Genomic DNA, 15,891 nt, shown 5'->3' with positions numbered 1-15,891 from the left:
ATACAAAAAAACCAGCTAAGGCTGGTTTTTTTGTATCTATTCTTAGGGTTCATCTCGCTAGAGCACCTTATGAAATACATTCACTTTGTGACCCATAAATTTAGCTCGGTTTCGTTCCTTCATACCGATTTTACGCGCAACACCTTCCGAGCCTTTATTACCAAGCAAAATTAACGCGATAGCTTCATGAATATCGTAGTCCTTAAACCGCTCTAGTGCAGCCAATCCGGCTTCAAAACCTATACCTTGTCCCCAATATTGAGGTAAATAACGGTAGCCTAATTCAACTTCATTAAACTCGGTGATAAATGTCGGTCCACAAAAACCGATCACTTTACCGTCGGCTTTATGCTCTACAGCCCAGCGACCATAGCCGCGTTCTTGATAACTTTTAGTGATTACATTTTCAAAAATCTGCTCAGCCTGAGATATTGACGTCATTGGCTCGCCAGGAATAAAAGTGAGGACTTCAGGAATACTGTTCAACAAAAAGATAGCTCTGGTATCTTTAGGCTCGAAATGACGCAAGATCAACCTGTCTGTCTCAGTTATAATCACAATTAACTCCTTTTATTCCCCTTCCTAATCACTCCACTAATATACGCGTATTTTGTTTAGTTTAGAAAGTATTAAAACATGTTTGCTTAAACGTCGCCGATAGCGTTCAATGAGTTGATACCAATCAGTATAAAGATTTGGTCGCTCAGCGAGAGTTTAGCGGTTATGAGGCAAGGCAACGAGTGAAGAGCATAGTTATTCTACGGTTAAGCTCGTTAACATAGCATCAGAACCGCTAAAACTCGCCATTCTGGAGCGTTTTTAGCTGCCTACTTCTGCGTTAAATAGCTTCACAAGGGAATAACCATTCTTTTAGCTATTTGCCTTGAATTAGTTTGCCAAAAACGCTCTGAGTAGATCAACTTCTTATACTGATTGGTATGATACCGCAGTGAAGTCAGCAACAAAGGAATGCTTTATGACTATTATGCAGAAGGTCTACTGGGTTATTGCAACCTTAGGAAACCTAATCGCCATCAATTATATGCTCAACAATACTGGGCTGTTCCCTAGCTTAGTACTAATGTTTACCCTTTTCTACACCGCCATTGGCTATTTCGACATATTCCATAGCCCACACACTCTTAATCGCCTTTATCCCGTTGTAGCCTACCTGCGATACTTTTTGGAGTCATACCGTGTCGAAATTCAGCAATATTTTATCGCCAATGACACTGAGGAGACGCCGTTTAATCGAGAGCAAAGATCACTCGTGTATCAAAGAGCCAAAAATGTAAGAGACACCATCGCCTTTGGAACCCAGAGGGATCTTCTAGAAGATAACTATCTCAGCCTCTGGCAGTCTCTACATCCTAAGGAAATCCCAGAAACGGCCAAGAAAATACAAATCGGCGGACCTGATTGCTTAAAGCCTTATCAAGCCTCTTATTTGAATATTTCAGCAATGAGCTTTGGCTCCCTCAGTGCAAATGCCATCGAATCCCTCAACCTAGGTGCGTTGAAAGCGGGTTGCTATCACAATACCGGTGAGGGTGGTGTTAGCCCCTATCACCTGAAGCACCAAGGCGATATCGTTTGGCAATTAGGTTCGGGTCTATTTGGTTGTCGTGATGAAGACGGAAACTTTAATCCCGAGAGCTTTCGCGCTATGGCAACACGTCCTCAAATAAAGATGATTGAGATAAAGTTGTCTCAGGGTGCCAAGCCGGGGCATGGCGGCGTACTACCTAAAGCTAAAATAACCGATGAAATTGCAGCCATTCGCCATATACCAAAAGACAGAGATTGTGTCTCACCTGCGGTTAACCCAGAGTGTACAACTCCTAAAGACTTGCTGAATTTCGTTAAGAAGTTAAGAGATCTCAGCGAAGGTAAGCCCATTGGCTTTAAGCTTTGCGTGGGTAATCCAGTTGAATTCCTTGGGCTGTGTAAAGCTATGATTGAAACAGGGATCACACCAGACTTTATTACCGTCGACGGCGCAGAGGGTGGTACAGGTGCGGCTCCCGTCGAGTTTACCAACCGCTTAGGCATGATGTGTCTTGAGGCCGTATATTTTGTCCATAACGCATTAATTGGTGCGGGGCTCAGGGATAAAATTCGAATTATTGCATCGGGAAAAACCGCATCCAGTTTCGACCTATTGGCAAAAGTAGCCATGGGCGCCGATACAGTGAATGCGGCTAGAACCATGATGATGTCATTAGGCTGTATCCAGTCAAGGCATTGCAACACCAATATGTGCCCAACAGGGATCGCTACTCAAGATCCCGCAAGAAGTAAAGCGGTCGATGTTCCCAAAAAGAGTGAACGGGTAAAGAACTATCATAAGAATACACTTAACAGCTTTTTTGAACTAGTGGGAAGTATGGGGCTAGATAGCCCAGATAAACTGCAACCACATATGCTGAAACGTCGTACTCCTTATGGCTTACTGATGTCTATTGGTAGCCTAATTGAACCGCTAAAAACTAATGACCTTATCAATGAAAATCAGATAGAGGGACCATGGAACAAGTGGTGGGAGCTAGCGCAGACAGAAGATTTCTATTCTGAGGATATCTACATACTCAGTCCCGCAGAGCTTTCACGGACACATAAGAAAGATTAGTCTTAATCAAACTAACACTGTAAGCCACAAACTCATTGTAAACACTGATAGTACCGTAGACATAACTACGGTACTGGCTACAACAGCCTGTTGCGCTTGTACCTGCATAGCAACTAGGTATGCGTTTACCCCCAGAGGTGATGCACTGAGCAACACCAGCAGTGCCAATGAATCGCCCTTGATGTAAAAACCAAAACGACCAATGCCATAGACACACAATGGCAAAATGAGTAACTTAATCATCGACGCTATGAATGCTAAATGCCAATCTTTTGCAATCTTATAAAATGAGAGATTTGCGCCAAGCACAAACAGTGCACAAGCCAGAGCAGGCTCACTGAGTAAACGCAAACCATTAAGTAGATTGCTCTCTAAAGACACCTGCAGTAGATTGAAGATAAGGCCAGCAGAGATACTCATTACAATTGGATTAAGTATGATCCCTTTACTAAACTTCCAAGCCCTAAGCCCATCACGACTCTGCTTAGCACTCAACATAAAAGTTAACGAAAAAAGTAATGCGCTATGAAATGTGATGACAGCAAACACCTTGCCCATCATCTGCTGTCCTAATGCGCCGACGATAATCGGCAAGCCAACCAATATTGTATTGGAGTAACTACAAGCTAGTGCGTAAACGGCACTTTTAGCTTTCCTATCAGCCCCCTTAAGAGTTAAACAATAATATAGCCCTGCACTTAAGCCAAAAATCGAGATCACTGGCAGGTAGAAACTGCTTAAAATGGCAATATCAAAACTGGTTCGCAAGTCGGCTTGGTACATATTGATAAACAAAAAGGCGGGAATACAGATATAAAATGTAAAAAGGCTAATCCCTGCAATATGATCTTTTGTGAATGGTCCCTTAGCCGTCAACAAATAGCCTAAGCACGCCATAAAAAGTAATGGAAAAATAATCGAAATCGTCGACATGAAGGTACAACCCTTGCTCTTCGGCAAATTAAAAATCTAATGCACTCATTTAAAGGCTGGCATAATAGCAGAATATGAAAAGGGTTTGTTAACAACAGGTGCGTCGGCTTAGCCAATAAAACAACCAAGCGTCAGGCAAAGCACATGAGCATGAGAAAAACGTGGTGGAGAAAAGCACTCCACTAGACTCACTCTGTATTGAAAGCTTAAAGGCTCACAAAGGCGCACCGGCCAGATAGACCTCCTGTCGAAGCCTTACTTACTAGAGATATTAAGCGGGATAATATTGCAGAAAATTTCTTTTTCGAATTGCTGTTCTAATTGCTCTCGCCAAGACTGCTTGTTGATTGGCACTAGATAGAACTCCTCTCTAGAAGTATCTGTGACGAACGCTAACCCGTGGCGCATTAATTCAAAATGAATATCATTAACAAAGTCAGAAGAAAAGTTTTGCCTTCCTGTTAACTGGTTAATATCACTTCGTGTAAGGGAAACTCCCTCTTTAAGACTTCCGAATCTTAGCCTTAACCAATCAGAAAACTCTTTTGCACTGACCATAGACATAAAAGTTACCTACAAGTTCCCTATAGATAAATTAGGTATAACAGATTGTTAACGGTCCGCCATTTTTTTGACCAAATATAGCGTTTTTATCGCCAAACGTTCTAGCAAATGGAATATAAGTAAAATTAAACTCTAAAAAGAGTTATCCAAAACTTCAAAAATAGACTTAGGCAGATTGTATTAAGTACGTACAAAATAACTTATTTAGTCAATAAAAAAGGCGCTAAAAGCGCCTTTTTAAACAAAGTCAGAAATTACCAACCTGTTTTAGTGCGCAGTGCCTTACCGATTTCAGCAAGTGAACGTACAGTCGTTACGCCTGCAGCTTCTAGCGCTGCAAACTTATCTTCTGCCGTACCTTTACCACCAGCGATAATTGCACCTGCATGGCCCATACGCTTGCCTTCAGGTGCAGTAACACCCGCAATGTATGAAACAACTGGCTTAGTTACGTTAGCCTTGATGTATTCCGCCGCTTCTTCTTCAGCTGTACCACCAATCTCACCAATCATTACGATAGCTTCAGTTAGCGGATCGTTTTGGAACATTTCCAATACGTCGATGAAGTTAGTACCAGGAATTGGGTCACCACCAATACCAACACAAGTAGACTGGCCAAAACCTTCGTCAGTCGTTTGCTTAACCGCTTCGTACGTTAATGTACCAGAGCGAGAAACAATACCGACTTTACCAGGCTTGTGGATGTGACCAGGCATGATACCAATCTTACATTCACCCGGAGTGATAACACCTGGGCAGTTTGGACCAATCATGCGAACGCCAGTTTCTTCAAGTTTAACTTTAACTTGTAGCATATCTAGCGTTGGGATCCCTTCTGTAATACATACGATTAGCTCGATGCCACCGTCGATTGCTTCAAGGATTGCATCTTTACAGAAAGGTGCTGGTACATAGATAACTGAAGCCGTTGCGCCAGTCACTTCTACAGCGTCTTTAACAGTATTAAATACTGGTAGACCTAGGTGAATTTGACCACCTTTTCCTGGAGAAACACCACCCACCATTTTAGTGCCGTAAGCAATCGCTTGCTCAGAGTGGAACGTACCTTGACCGCCAGTGAAACCTTGGCAGATAACTTTGGTATCTTTGTTAATTAATACAGACATTATTTGCCCTCCGCAGCTTTAACTACTTGCTCAGCCGCGTCAGTTAGACTTGTAGCAGCGATAATATCAAGATCTGAGTTAGCAAGAACTTCACGACCAAGATCAGCGTTTGTACCTTCAAGACGAACAACGACGGGTACTTCAACACCGACTTCTTTAACTGCACCAATGATGCCTTCAGCAATCATGTCACAACGAACGATACCGCCAAAGATGTTCACAAGAACCGCTTTAACGTTTGAATCAGACAAGATGATCTTGAATGCTTCAGCTACACGCTCTTTAGTTGCTCCGCCACCTACGTCTAGGAAGTTAGCAGGCTTGCCACCGTGTAGATTTACGATATCCATCGTACCCATTGCAAGGCCAGCACCGTTAACCATGCAGCCTACGTTTCCGTCTAGTGCAACATAGTTAAGTTCGAACTTAGCAGCATGAGCTTCGCGAGCATCATCTTGTGATGGATCGTGCATGTCACGGATCTTTGGCTGACGGAACAGTGCGTTACCATCAATACCGATCTTACCATCTAGACAGTGGATGTTACCTTCGTCTGTGATAACAAGCGGGTTGATTTCAAGTAGCGCGAAATCATGATCTTCAAACATTTTCGCTAAGCCCATAAAGACTTTAGTGAACTGCTTCATTTGAGTCGGGTTTAGACCTAACTTGAAGCCAAGATCACGTGCCTGGTATGGCTGAGGACCTGTTAGTGGGTCGATGATAGCTTTGTGGATCAACTCTGGCGTTTCTTCAGCCACAGTTTCAATTTCTACGCCACCTTCAGTCGATGCCATGAACACAACACGACGTGTTGAGCGGTCGACTACTGCACCTAGGTACAATTCATTTGCGATATCAGTACAGCTTTCTACTAAAATTTTAGCAACTGGCTGACCTTTCTCATCAGTCTGATAAGTAACAAGGTTCTTACCTAACCAATGCTCAGCAAATGCTCTGATCTCTTCTTTGTCGCCAGTGACTTTAACGCCACCTGCTTTACCACGGCCGCCAGCGTGCACTTGACACTTAACAACCCACATATCACCGCCAATATGGCCTGCTGCTTCAACTGCTTCTTGGGCAGTATCACATGCAAAACCTTCTGACACTGGTAAACCATATTCGGCAAATAGGGCTTTTGCCTGATATTCATGCAAATTCATGATGATCTATCCATTATACTTCTTATGTATTTCAGCAGGCCCAAACGGGCCCGCAGCTAGGGTATTGTCTGTCTTGACTTATAGGTCAAGAAGCAGACGAGTTGGATCTTCAAGGAAGTCTTTAATAGCAACCAAGTAACCAACTGATTCACGTCCATCTACAATACGGTGATCGTAAGAAAGTGCGAGGTACATCATAGGCAGGATTTCAACCTGACCATTTACTGCCATAGGGCGATCTTTAATGGCATGCATGCCTAAAATCGCGCTTTGTGGCAAATTCAAGATTGGCGTTGACATCAATGAGCCAAACACACCACCGTTAGTCACGGTGAAGTTACCGCCAGTCATATCATCAACAGTTAACTTACCGTCACGACCTTTGATCGCAAGTTCACGAACATTACGTTCGATATCGGCAAGGCTCATCTTGTCTGTGTCACGTAGAACGGGTGTCACAAGGCCACGAGGAGTCGATACTGCGATGCTTACATCAAAGTAGTTGTGATAAACAATATCATCACCATCGATTGATGCGTTTACTTCTGGGAAGCGCTTAAGTGCTTCAGTAACAGCCTTAACATAGAAAGACATGAAACCTAGGCGAATACCATGGCGCTTCTCGAAAACCTCTTGATATTGCTTACGAATATCCATGATTGGCTTCATGTTAACTTCGTTAAACGTTGTTAGCATGGCCGTAGAGTTTTTTGCTTCTAGCAAGCGGTTAGCAATCGTTTTACGAAGACGTGTCATAGGTACACGCTTTTCGCTACGCTCAGCTAGTGGAGCCACTGCTACTGGCGCTGAAGCACTTGCTGGCGCTGCTGCAGGCTTGTTCTTAACAAACGCTTCAACGTCTTCTTTAGTGATACGGCCACCAACGCCAGTGCCTTTAACCGCATTGGCATCAACGTTATGCTCTGCAATTAGGCGACGAACTGATGGGCTCAGTGCATCATTTGACTCATCTGCAGTTTCGCCAGCTGGCGCTACTGCTTCCGCTTGAGCTTTAGTGACTTCTTGACCCGCAACCGCACCAGCAACAAAGCTTGCAATCACGGCTTCGCCAAGCACCGTGTCACCTTCTTCGGCTAAAAACTCTGAAATTTGTCCATCTTCTGGTGCAACAACTTCAAGTACGACTTTATCAGTTTCAATATCAACAAGGATTTGATCACGAGAAACTTGCTCGCCAGCTTGAACATGCCAAGTAGCAATGGTTGCATCTGCAACTGATTCTGGCAGTACGGGTACCTTAATTTCGATACTCATTGATTACGATCCTTTTTATAAATGTTCTATTACTACAGCTTTAATGCACTGTTGATTAATGATTCTTGTTGCTGAGCATGCAATGCAGGATAACCACATGCTGGTGCAGCTGACGCTTCACGACCGGCATAGCTCAATTGAGCTCCTGACGGAATGACGCTCCAGAAATGGTGCTGACTACAATACCAAGCACCTTGGTTTTGTGGCTCTTCTTGGCACCAAACGAAATCTTTAACATGGCTATATTCGGCAAGGGCTGCTGCGGCTTCTTCGTGTGGGAACGGGTACAGTTGTTCAACACGGATTAGTGCAACATTCTCTAAGCCTTCTTTACGGCGACGTTCAAGTAGCTCAAAGTAAACCTTTCCGCTACAGAATACGACTCTATCGACTTTACTTGCATTTAATTCATCAATCTCGCCGATGATATTCTGGAACGAGCCTTCAGCGAGCTCCTCCATGCTTGATACGGCTAATGGATGACGCAATAAAGACTTAGGTGACATAACCACCAGTGGGCGGCGCATAGGACGAACAACCTGACGACGCAGCATGTGGTAAACCTGTGCTGGAGTCGATGGCACGCACACTTGCATATTGTGGTTAGCACAAAGCTGTAAGAATCGCTCTAGGCGTGCACTCGAGTGCTCAGGGCCTTGGCCTTCATAACCGTGTGGCAATAACATAGTTAGACCACATAAACGGCCCCACTTCTGTTCACCCGACGATAAGAACTGGTCAATAACAACTTGGGCACAGTTAGCAAAGTCACCAAACTGCGCTTCCCAAAGGGTCAATCCGCCCGGTTCAGCAGTCGCATAACCATACTCAAATGCCAGTACTGACGCTTCAGACAATACGGAGTCGGTAATATCGATTGGGCCTTGCTCATCAGCAATATTGCGCAGTGGCATATAAGCCGTTGCGTCATTTTGATTATGCAGCACAGCATGACGATGGAAGAAAGTACCACGACCTGAATCTTGACCTGTTATGCGGATACGCTTCTTGTCTTCAAGAATCGACGCATAAGCCAAGGTCTCGGCAAAGCCCCAATCGAGTAGCTTCTCGCCAGCAGCCATCGCTAGGCGGTCTTTATAGATCTTAGCTACGCGAGACTGCAGCTTATGACTTTCAGGCACATAGCTAATTTTTTCAGCTAACTGCTTAATCCGCTCAATTGGCATCTCGGCTTGATATGCATCATTCCAATCGGCGCCAATATAAGGGCTCCAATCTACAGAATGTAACGTCATTGGACGCCACTCTTTCACGACACAATCGCCGCCATCGAGTGCATCACGATAGTCGTTCACCATAGAGGTTACATCGTCAGCACCCAACGCATTTTCAGCAATCAGTCTGTCGGCATAGATTTTTCTTGGTGTTGGATGCTTCTTGATTTTGGCGTACATCAATGGCTGAGTCGCGCTTGGCTCATCGGCCTCGTTATGGCCATGACGGCGATAACAAACTAAATCAATCACCACATCACGTTTGAACTCGTTGCGATAATCAACAGCAAGTTGCGACACAAATGCGACCGCTTCAGGGTCGTCTGCATTAACGTGGAATATCGGCGCCTGGACCATCTTAGCGATATCAGTACAGTACTCGGTAGAGCGCACATCTTCAGTTAAGTTAGTGGTGAAACCCACTTGGTTGTTAACCACGATGCGGATGCTGCCGCCAACCTTAAAGCCACGGGTCTGTGACATATTAAAGGTTTCTTGCACAATGCCCTGACCAGTAATCGCCGAGTCACCGTGAATCGTGATTGGCATCACTTGCAGGCCCGTATCGCAACCACGACGGTCAAGTCGAGCACGCACAGAGCCAATAACCACAGGGTTAACAATTTCTAGATGAGATGGGTTGAAGGCAAGCGCTAAGTGAACATTGCCACCTGGCGTTTCAAAATCTGACGAAAAGCCTTGGTGATACTTGACGTCACCCGAGCCATTTAACGCATCGCTATGCTTACCTGCGAATTCGTCAAACAATTCAGATGGTTTCTTACCAAGAATGTTGACCAGTACGTTCAAACGACCACGGTGCGCCATACCAATAACCACTTCTTTGGTACCCGCATCGCCTGCGCGATAGATGATTTCACGCATCATAGGAACGAGCGCATCACCGCCTTCTAATGAGAAGCGCTTTGCGCCAGGGAACTTAGCACCTAGGTATTTTTCCATACCTTCTGCAGCGTTAAGTCCTTCTAGAATTCGAGTCTTATCTGCTTTTGAGTAATTTGCAGCACCGAGAGAAGGTTCAAGACGTTGCTGAAGCCAGCGTTTCTCATCGGTGTCTGTAATGTGCATATACTCTGCACCAATAGAACCACAGTATGTAGCCTTAAGTGCTTTAACTAAGTCCACCAGCTTCATGGTTTCGCCACCATGAGCAAATGAACCAGTGTTGAATTGACGCTGCATATCGTCGCTATCTAAGCCATGAAATGCTGGGTCTAACTCAGAGACCTTGTCACGCTTCCAAATATCAAGCGGATCTAAGTTGGCATTCTGATGACCGCGGAAACGGTGAGCGTTAATTAACTGTAGGACTTTAACTTGTTTTGCATCGACTTCAGGATCGGTCACTTTAGGTGAACCTTTCTGACGTCCTTCTAATGCAAGACTACGAAAATAGTCACGTACTTTAGAGTGGGCAGCTTCTGGTACATCAGTCGATGCGCCATTAACTAGAGGGAGGTTATCAAACACGACACGCCAGTCTTCAGTTACCGACTGCGGATCTTCTTGATAGGCTTCATACATCTCTTCTACATAGGTCGAGTTCGCACCATTGAGATGAGACGATTCGAGCCAGGCTTTCATGATGCCTTGGTGCATTTCTATTCCTTTCAAACTGTATACACGTGCTTAGCCAAAGTCATAAATACAAAGGGTTTGAGCTGACCCAAATTCTCTGTAATCTCTGTAGCCCCGATAGTTCCAGATCTTATTTATATTTGTCTTCCGTGACATAAAAAAGAGCCACCCTCCACAGGGAAAGTGACTCATTATAGAGCTATATCAATATCGGCTCTTGGTTCTGCATACTAAACGGCTCTCTGCAGCAGCATAGACTTAATGTGTCCAATTGCTTTTGTCGGATTCAGCCCTTTAGGACAAACGTCAACGCAGTTCATGATGCCATGGCAGCGAAATACGCTGTAAGCGTCATCAAGACCAGATAAACGTTCTTCTGTCGCGGTATCGCGGCTATCAATCAAGAAGCGATAAGCATGTAGCAATCCGCTTGGACCGATAAATTTATCTGGATTCCACCAGAACGAAGGACAAGCCGTAGAACAACATGCACACATGATGCACTCATAAAGTCCATCTAAATGCTCACGCTCTTCAGGTGATTGCAGATGCTCACGCGCAGGCGTTTTTTCATCGTTAATCAAGAAAGGCTTAATCTTTTCGTACTGGGTGTAGAACTGAGTTAAATCAACAATCAAATCACGTACTACAGGCATACCCGGTAGTGGACGGATTTCAATTTTTTTACCTTTGAAGGTAGAAACGGGCGTAATACACGCAAGACCGTTTTTACCATTCATGTTGATACCATCACTGCCACACACACCCTCACGGCATGAACGTCTAAAGGCCAGTGTTGGGTCTAACTCTTTTAGCTTTAGTAGCGCATCAAGGACCATCATGTCGGTACCTTCGTCCACTTCTAAGCTGTAATCCTTCATGTATGGCTTAGTGTCTACATCAGGATTGTAGCGATAAACTGCAAATTCCAATTTCATCGGGTCTTCTCCTTAGTAGGTACGCTTGATTGGCGGGAATGCGGCGCGAAGCTTAGGCTCCATGTTCACATCACGCTTAGTCATCAGCTCGGTAACGGGGTCATAAATACTGTGACATAACCAGTTATCATCATCACGCTCTAAGTAATCTTCACGTGAATGCGCGCCGCGACTTTCGGTACGGAAGTTTGCCGCTGTTGCCGTTGCAATCGCTGTCGCCATCAAGTTATCTAACTCTAAACATTCAATACGCTGAGTATTAAATTCTGTTGAGTTATCAGAAAGCTTGGCATTGGCTAAACGTTCACGAATCACTTTCAGCTCTTTAAGGCCTTCAGCCATCGCATCGCCACTTCTAAATACTGAGAAATTAAGCTGCATACAAAGCTGTAAGTCTTTACGGATAACCGTAGGGTCTTCACCATCTTTGTTGCTTTCCCAACGATTTAAACGTGCAAGAGAGGCGTCGATATCTGCTTGTGTCGCGTCTTTCGCAATCGGTGTTTCGTCCAATGCTTTACCTAAGTGTTGCCCCGCTGCTCGACCAAATACTACAAGATCTAACAATGAGTTACCACCCAATCGGTTAGCTCCGTGGACCGATACGCACGCAATTTCACCAACGGCAAATAGACCGGTTACATCTTCTTCAGTGCCATCGCTATTTTGACGTACAACCTGACCGCTGACTTTGGCTGGAAGGCCACCCATCATGTAGTGACAAGTCGGTAAAACAGGGATTGGACCATCGGCTGGATCGATATGCGCGAATGTACGAGAAAGCTCACAAACACCAGGAAGACGTGCTTCTAGGGTTTCTTTACCTAGATGATCAAGCTTAAGTAGACAGTGCGGACCTAATGGACCGTCGAGACCACGACCTTCACGAATTTCAGTCATCATAGAACGCGCTACCACGTCACGTGATGCCAAATCTTTCGCATTTGGCGCGTAACGCTCCATAAAGCGCTCACCATCTTTGTTAAGCAAGTAACCGCCTTCGCCACGACAACCTTCTGTAACAAGTACACCTGCACCAGCAATACCCGTCGGGTGGAACTGCCACATTTCCATGTCTTGCATCTGAACGCCAGCACGCATCGCCATACCAACACCGTCACCGGTGTTAATGTGAGCGTTAGTGGTTGAAGCGTAGATACGCCCTGCACCACCAGTTGCTAGAATCGTTGCTTTGGCTTTGAAGTAAACAATTTCGCCAGTTTCAATTTCGATTGCCGTACAACCAACAATCACGCCGTCTTCATTCTTGACTAAGTCGAGTGCATACCACTCTGAAAAGACTTCGGTCTTATGCTTAACGTTTTGCTGATAAAGGCAATGCAGTAGTGCATGACCGGTACGGTCAGCAGCAGCCGCTGTACGTGCAGCCTGCTCACCGCCGAAGTTTTTAGACTGACCACCGAAAGGACGTTGGTAAATCTTACCATTTTCGAAACGTGAGAATGGTAGGCCCATGTGCTCAAGTTCAATCACGGCTTCAGGGCCAGTCTTACACATAAACTCAATCGCTTCTTGGTCACCGATAAAATCGGAACCTTTTACGGTATCGTACATGTGTTGTTCCCAATGGTCTTCGTGCGCATTACCCAGTGCTACGGTAATACCACCCTGTGCAGACACTGTGTGAGAACGAGTTGGGAATACTTTAGATAAAAGCGCACAGCTCTTACCTTCTTTAGAGATCTGTAAAGCGGCACGCATACCGGCACCACCAGCACCGATTACAACCGCGTCAAATTCGCGAACTGGAATAGCCACTTAAACACCCCACACTATCAAAATGCCTGCTGCCAAATAACTGAAGGCTGCTACGACAAAAACAAACTGAAGTACACCACGTAGAGAAACACACTTTACATAATCTGTTAGTACCTGCCAAATACCAATCCAGGCGTGTACTAGCACCGCGACAAGCGCAAGAAGTGTAAAGACTTTCATCGGCAAAGCGCTAAACAAACCATGCCATGCGTCATAAGTTAGTGGAGAGCTACATGCGATAAACCCAACCAAGAAAATGGTGTAACAGGCTAGGACTACTGCACTTGCACGTATAAGAATAAAGTCATGGACACCGCTGCGGCCCAGACTTGCTGCGTTAGTTACCATACCCAAATCCCCGCAATGATTGAAAACACTACTGACAATGCAATAGCGACTTTAGCCGACGTTACGCCAGAAGAGAGTTCTTCCCAGTAGCCAGCGTCCATCACTAAGTGGCGAATACCCACTATCAAGTGATAACCCAGCGCGGTAAGAATTCCCCAGACGATAAACTTAACGATAAAGTTATCAAAGAGAGATTGGACACCTGCGAAACTGTCGGCTGATGCTAATGATTCATTAAGCAACCAGATAAGGATACCGACGGCAAACAGCATGATGACACCCGATACACGATGAAGAATGGACGCGATCGCTGTTGCAGGGAAGCGTATGGTCTGCAGATCTAAATGGACAGGTCTTTGCTTTTTCACGTTCTGCTCACTCTGCTCAATTGAGCTATTTTTTGTTATATGAACCGCTTTTGCTTAAATTCCAATCAGTGATTTAGATCACGGTTTGGAACTTTTGCAAAAGAAAACTTGAAACAAACATTTAACAGTTTTAGCAACCACTAATTAAGCATGCAAAAAAGTGATAACTACTCGCCAATGTATGCAGCTCTTCTGAGCTGCGGCAAGTATACGTGGGTGAAATGTCAAATACAAACATCACATTATGCAAATTTTGTTTTTTTGGTAAAAAAATCTGCCAAGCCATTGCTGGCACAAGTACTTTAGCCGATTTAAGACCATGGTCTAACAAATTTAAACGCTTATTTAAATTGAAATGTGATCTAGATTCACTGTAAAGTATTCACGTTTGATAAGCCGCACTCAATAAGAATGAAGTAAGGAGAATGGGGTATGGCTGATAATATAGCCACATTAGAACTACCAGGGAATGATTCAATCGAACTGCCTATCAAAGAAGGTACGGCAGGTTTTGATGTAATCGACATCAGCAAGCTAGGTAGCAAAGGTCACTTTACCTTCGATCCAGGATTTCTTGCGACCGCTTCCTGCGAATCAGCTATCACTTATATCGACGGCGAAAAAGGCGTACTGCTACACCGCGGTTACCCTATCGATCAGTTGGCGGTAGAATCTAGTTACTTAGATTTATGTTATTTATTGCTTTATGGTGAGCTTCCAAATAAAGCACAATACGACGAATTCGTATACACAGTAAAAACCCATACTATGGTGAATGAGCAGTTGTCTGCTTTCTTCGCAGGTTTTAGACCTGATGCTCACCCAATGGCAATGCTGTGTGGCGTAACAGGTGCTTTATCGGCATTTTACCAAGACTCTTTGGATGTAAATGACGAGCGCCACCGCGAGATTGCAGCCTATCGTTTGGTGTCAAAAATGCCAACAATTGCCGCCATGTGTTACAAGTATTCAATCGGCCAACCGTTTGTTTATCCACGTAACGAGCTAAGCTATGCGGGTAACTTCTTAAGCATGATGTTTGCTGTACCATGTGAAGAATACAAGGTTAATCCTATCGTAGAACGCGCAATGGATCGTATTTTCATCCTACACGCAGACCACGAGCAAAACGCATCAACGTCTACCGTTCGTTTAGCCGGTTCTTCAGGTGCTAACCCATTTGCATGTATTGCAGCAGGTATTGCATCACTATGGGGACCAGCACACGGCGGTGCTAACGAAGCATGCCTTAATATGCTTGAAGAGATTGGCACTGTAGATCGCATTCCTGAGTTTATTGCACGCGCTAAAGACAAAGAAGATCCATTCCGTCTGATGGGCTTCGGTCACCGCGTTTACAAGAACTTCGACCCTCGCGCTAAGGTAATGCGTGAAACATGTCATGAAGTGCTTGCCGAACTAAAAGTAAACGATCCACTACTCGATGTTGCGATGGAACTAGAGCGTATAGCACTGGAAGACGAGTACTTCGTCTCTAAGAAGCTTTATCCAAATGTTGATTTCTACTCAGGCATCATCATGAAAGCGATTGGTATTCCAACAAGTATGTTCACTGTATTGTTCGCATTAGCGCGTACAGTGGGTTGGATTGCACACTGGAAAGAGATGCTAGATCAGCCTGGTCATAAGATCAGTCGTCCTCGCCAGCTCTATACTGGTGATGCTAAGCGTGACTTTATCGAGTTAGACAAGCGCGACTAAAAGCTTATTTATTACCCCATTTAAGCTCGTCACTTAAATGGCAGTATTGAATAGATAAAAAGGCACTCATTGAGTGCCTTTTTTATTGCTTCATCACATGGGCAAGCTTAATTACTCCCCAGCCTCAAACCGAGCATTCGCACTGTTCATGCTGTTAAAATGCAACTAACTATGATGAATCACACTTCTAAGATTGCCTAGCTAACGT

General features: G+C 44.6%; 13 protein-coding genes. 2 read left to right on the top strand and 11 right to left on the bottom strand.

All coding sequences use genetic code 11. The features are described 5' to 3' along the window. Nucleotides 1–57: 57 nt before the first annotated feature. The gene (locus tag Q1A86_RS09990) at nt 58–558 is read right to left on the bottom strand and encodes a GNAT family N-acetyltransferase (protein WP_299806027.1); all 501 of its coding nucleotides are present in this window, start codon (nt 556–558) and stop codon (nt 58–60) included. Between the two features lie 418 nt (nt 559–976). On the opposite strand from Q1A86_RS09990, the gene Q1A86_RS09985 reads away from it, so the two are divergent. After that, on the top strand, nt 977–2,629 hold the full coding sequence (locus Q1A86_RS09985) for an FMN-binding glutamate synthase family protein (RefSeq protein ID WP_299806025.1): 1,653 nt from the start codon (nt 977–979) through the stop codon (nt 2,627–2,629). Between the two features lie 6 nt (nt 2,630–2,635). On the opposite strand, the gene Q1A86_RS09980 is transcribed toward Q1A86_RS09985, so the two are convergent. The 10 genes from Q1A86_RS09980 to sdhC all read right to left on the bottom strand — a co-directional run bounded on the left by Q1A86_RS09980 (nt 2,636) and on the right by sdhC (nt 13,982). Next, nucleotides 2,636–3,562 (bottom strand): AEC family transporter, encoded by a 927-nt coding sequence (locus tag Q1A86_RS09980; RefSeq protein ID WP_299806023.1) that lies wholly within the window; start codon nt 3,560–3,562, stop codon nt 2,636–2,638. Nucleotides 3,563–3,817: 255 nt separating this feature from the next. Continuing rightward, nucleotides 3,818–4,126, bottom strand: coding sequence for a hypothetical protein (locus Q1A86_RS09975; protein WP_012155035.1), 309 nt, complete (start codon nt 4,124–4,126; stop codon nt 3,818–3,820). A 254-nt stretch (nt 4,127–4,380) separates the two neighbouring features. After that, on the bottom strand, nt 4,381–5,253 hold the full coding sequence (sucD, locus tag Q1A86_RS09970; protein ID WP_299806020.1) for a succinate--CoA ligase subunit alpha: 873 nt from the start codon (nt 5,251–5,253) through the stop codon (nt 4,381–4,383). Beyond that, complete coding sequence (gene sucC / locus Q1A86_RS09965) at nt 5,253–6,419, bottom strand: ADP-forming succinate--CoA ligase subunit beta (RefSeq protein ID WP_012155033.1); 1,167 nt, start codon at nt 6,417–6,419, stop codon at nt 5,253–5,255. The genes sucD and sucC overlap by 1 nt, the downstream gene beginning before the upstream one ends. 78 nt (nt 6,420–6,497) lie before the next feature. After that, nucleotides 6,498–7,694, bottom strand: coding sequence for a 2-oxoglutarate dehydrogenase complex dihydrolipoyllysine-residue succinyltransferase (odhB, locus tag Q1A86_RS09960; protein ID WP_299806017.1), 1,197 nt, complete (start codon nt 7,692–7,694; stop codon nt 6,498–6,500). 32 nt (nt 7,695–7,726) lie between these two features. Further along, nucleotides 7,727–10,549, bottom strand: a complete 2,823-nt coding sequence (gene sucA, locus Q1A86_RS09955) for a 2-oxoglutarate dehydrogenase E1 component (RefSeq protein WP_299806015.1) — start codon at nt 10,547–10,549, stop codon at nt 7,727–7,729. Between the two features lie 209 nt (nt 10,550–10,758). Beyond that, entirely contained in the window at nt 10,759–11,466 is a 708-nt protein-coding gene (locus Q1A86_RS09950; RefSeq protein ID WP_220781975.1) for a succinate dehydrogenase iron-sulfur subunit, read from the bottom strand. A 12-nt stretch (nt 11,467–11,478) separates the two neighbouring features. Continuing rightward, nucleotides 11,479–13,245, bottom strand: a complete 1,767-nt coding sequence (gene sdhA / locus Q1A86_RS09945; protein WP_299806012.1) for a succinate dehydrogenase flavoprotein subunit — start codon at nt 13,243–13,245, stop codon at nt 11,479–11,481. Then, the gene (sdhD, locus tag Q1A86_RS09940; protein WP_220781973.1) at nt 13,246–13,593 is read right to left on the bottom strand and encodes a succinate dehydrogenase, hydrophobic membrane anchor protein; all 348 of its coding nucleotides are present in this window, start codon (nt 13,591–13,593) and stop codon (nt 13,246–13,248) included. Continuing rightward, on the bottom strand, nt 13,587–13,982 hold the full coding sequence (sdhC, locus tag Q1A86_RS09935; protein ID WP_299806427.1) for a succinate dehydrogenase cytochrome b556 subunit: 396 nt from the start codon (nt 13,980–13,982) through the stop codon (nt 13,587–13,589). The genes sdhD and sdhC overlap by 7 nt, the downstream gene beginning before the upstream one ends. A 411-nt stretch (nt 13,983–14,393) precedes the next feature. Between sdhC and Q1A86_RS09930 the strand changes: the two genes are divergently transcribed. Beyond that, on the top strand, nt 14,394–15,683 hold the full coding sequence (locus tag Q1A86_RS09930; RefSeq protein ID WP_299806008.1) for a citrate synthase: 1,290 nt from the start codon (nt 14,394–14,396) through the stop codon (nt 15,681–15,683). Nucleotides 15,684–15,891: the final 208 nt, after the last annotated feature.

It is taken from the genome of uncultured Shewanella sp. (genome assembly GCF_947497935.1).
GTDB lineage: Bacteria > Pseudomonadota > Gammaproteobacteria > Enterobacterales > Shewanellaceae > Shewanella.
Note: the sequence above shows the minus strand (reverse complement) of the source record. Positions and strands in the feature narration are given on the sequence as shown.

Excerpts from the sequence above, each read along its gene's own strand:
- Q1A86_RS09985 (WP_299806025.1), top strand. The coding sequence starts at position 977 with ATGACTATTATGCAGAAGGTCTACTGGGTTATTGCAACCTTAGGAAAC.
- Q1A86_RS09980 (WP_299806023.1), bottom strand. The coding sequence starts at position 3,562 with ATGTCGACGATTTCGATTATTTTTCCATTACTTTTTATGGCGTGCTTA.
- Q1A86_RS09975 (WP_012155035.1), bottom strand. The coding sequence starts at position 4,126 with ATGTCTATGGTCAGTGCAAAAGAGTTTTCTGATTGGTTAAGGCTAAGA.
- sucD (WP_299806020.1), bottom strand. The coding sequence starts at position 5,253 with ATGTCTGTATTAATTAACAAAGATACCAAAGTTATCTGCCAAGGTTTC.
- sucC (WP_012155033.1), bottom strand. The coding sequence starts at position 6,419 with ATGAATTTGCATGAATATCAGGCAAAAGCCCTATTTGCCGAATATGGT.
- odhB (WP_299806017.1), bottom strand. The coding sequence starts at position 7,694 with ATGAGTATCGAAATTAAGGTACCCGTACTGCCAGAATCAGTTGCAGAT.
- sucA (WP_299806015.1), bottom strand. The coding sequence starts at position 10,549 with ATGCACCAAGGCATCATGAAAGCCTGGCTCGAATCGTCTCATCTCAAT.
- Q1A86_RS09950 (WP_220781975.1), bottom strand. The coding sequence starts at position 11,466 with ATGAAATTGGAATTTGCAGTTTATCGCTACAATCCTGATGTAGACACT.
- sdhD (WP_220781973.1), bottom strand. The coding sequence starts at position 13,593 with ATGGTAACTAACGCAGCAAGTCTGGGCCGCAGCGGTGTCCATGACTTT.
- Q1A86_RS09930 (WP_299806008.1), top strand. The coding sequence starts at position 14,394 with ATGGCTGATAATATAGCCACATTAGAACTACCAGGGAATGATTCAATC.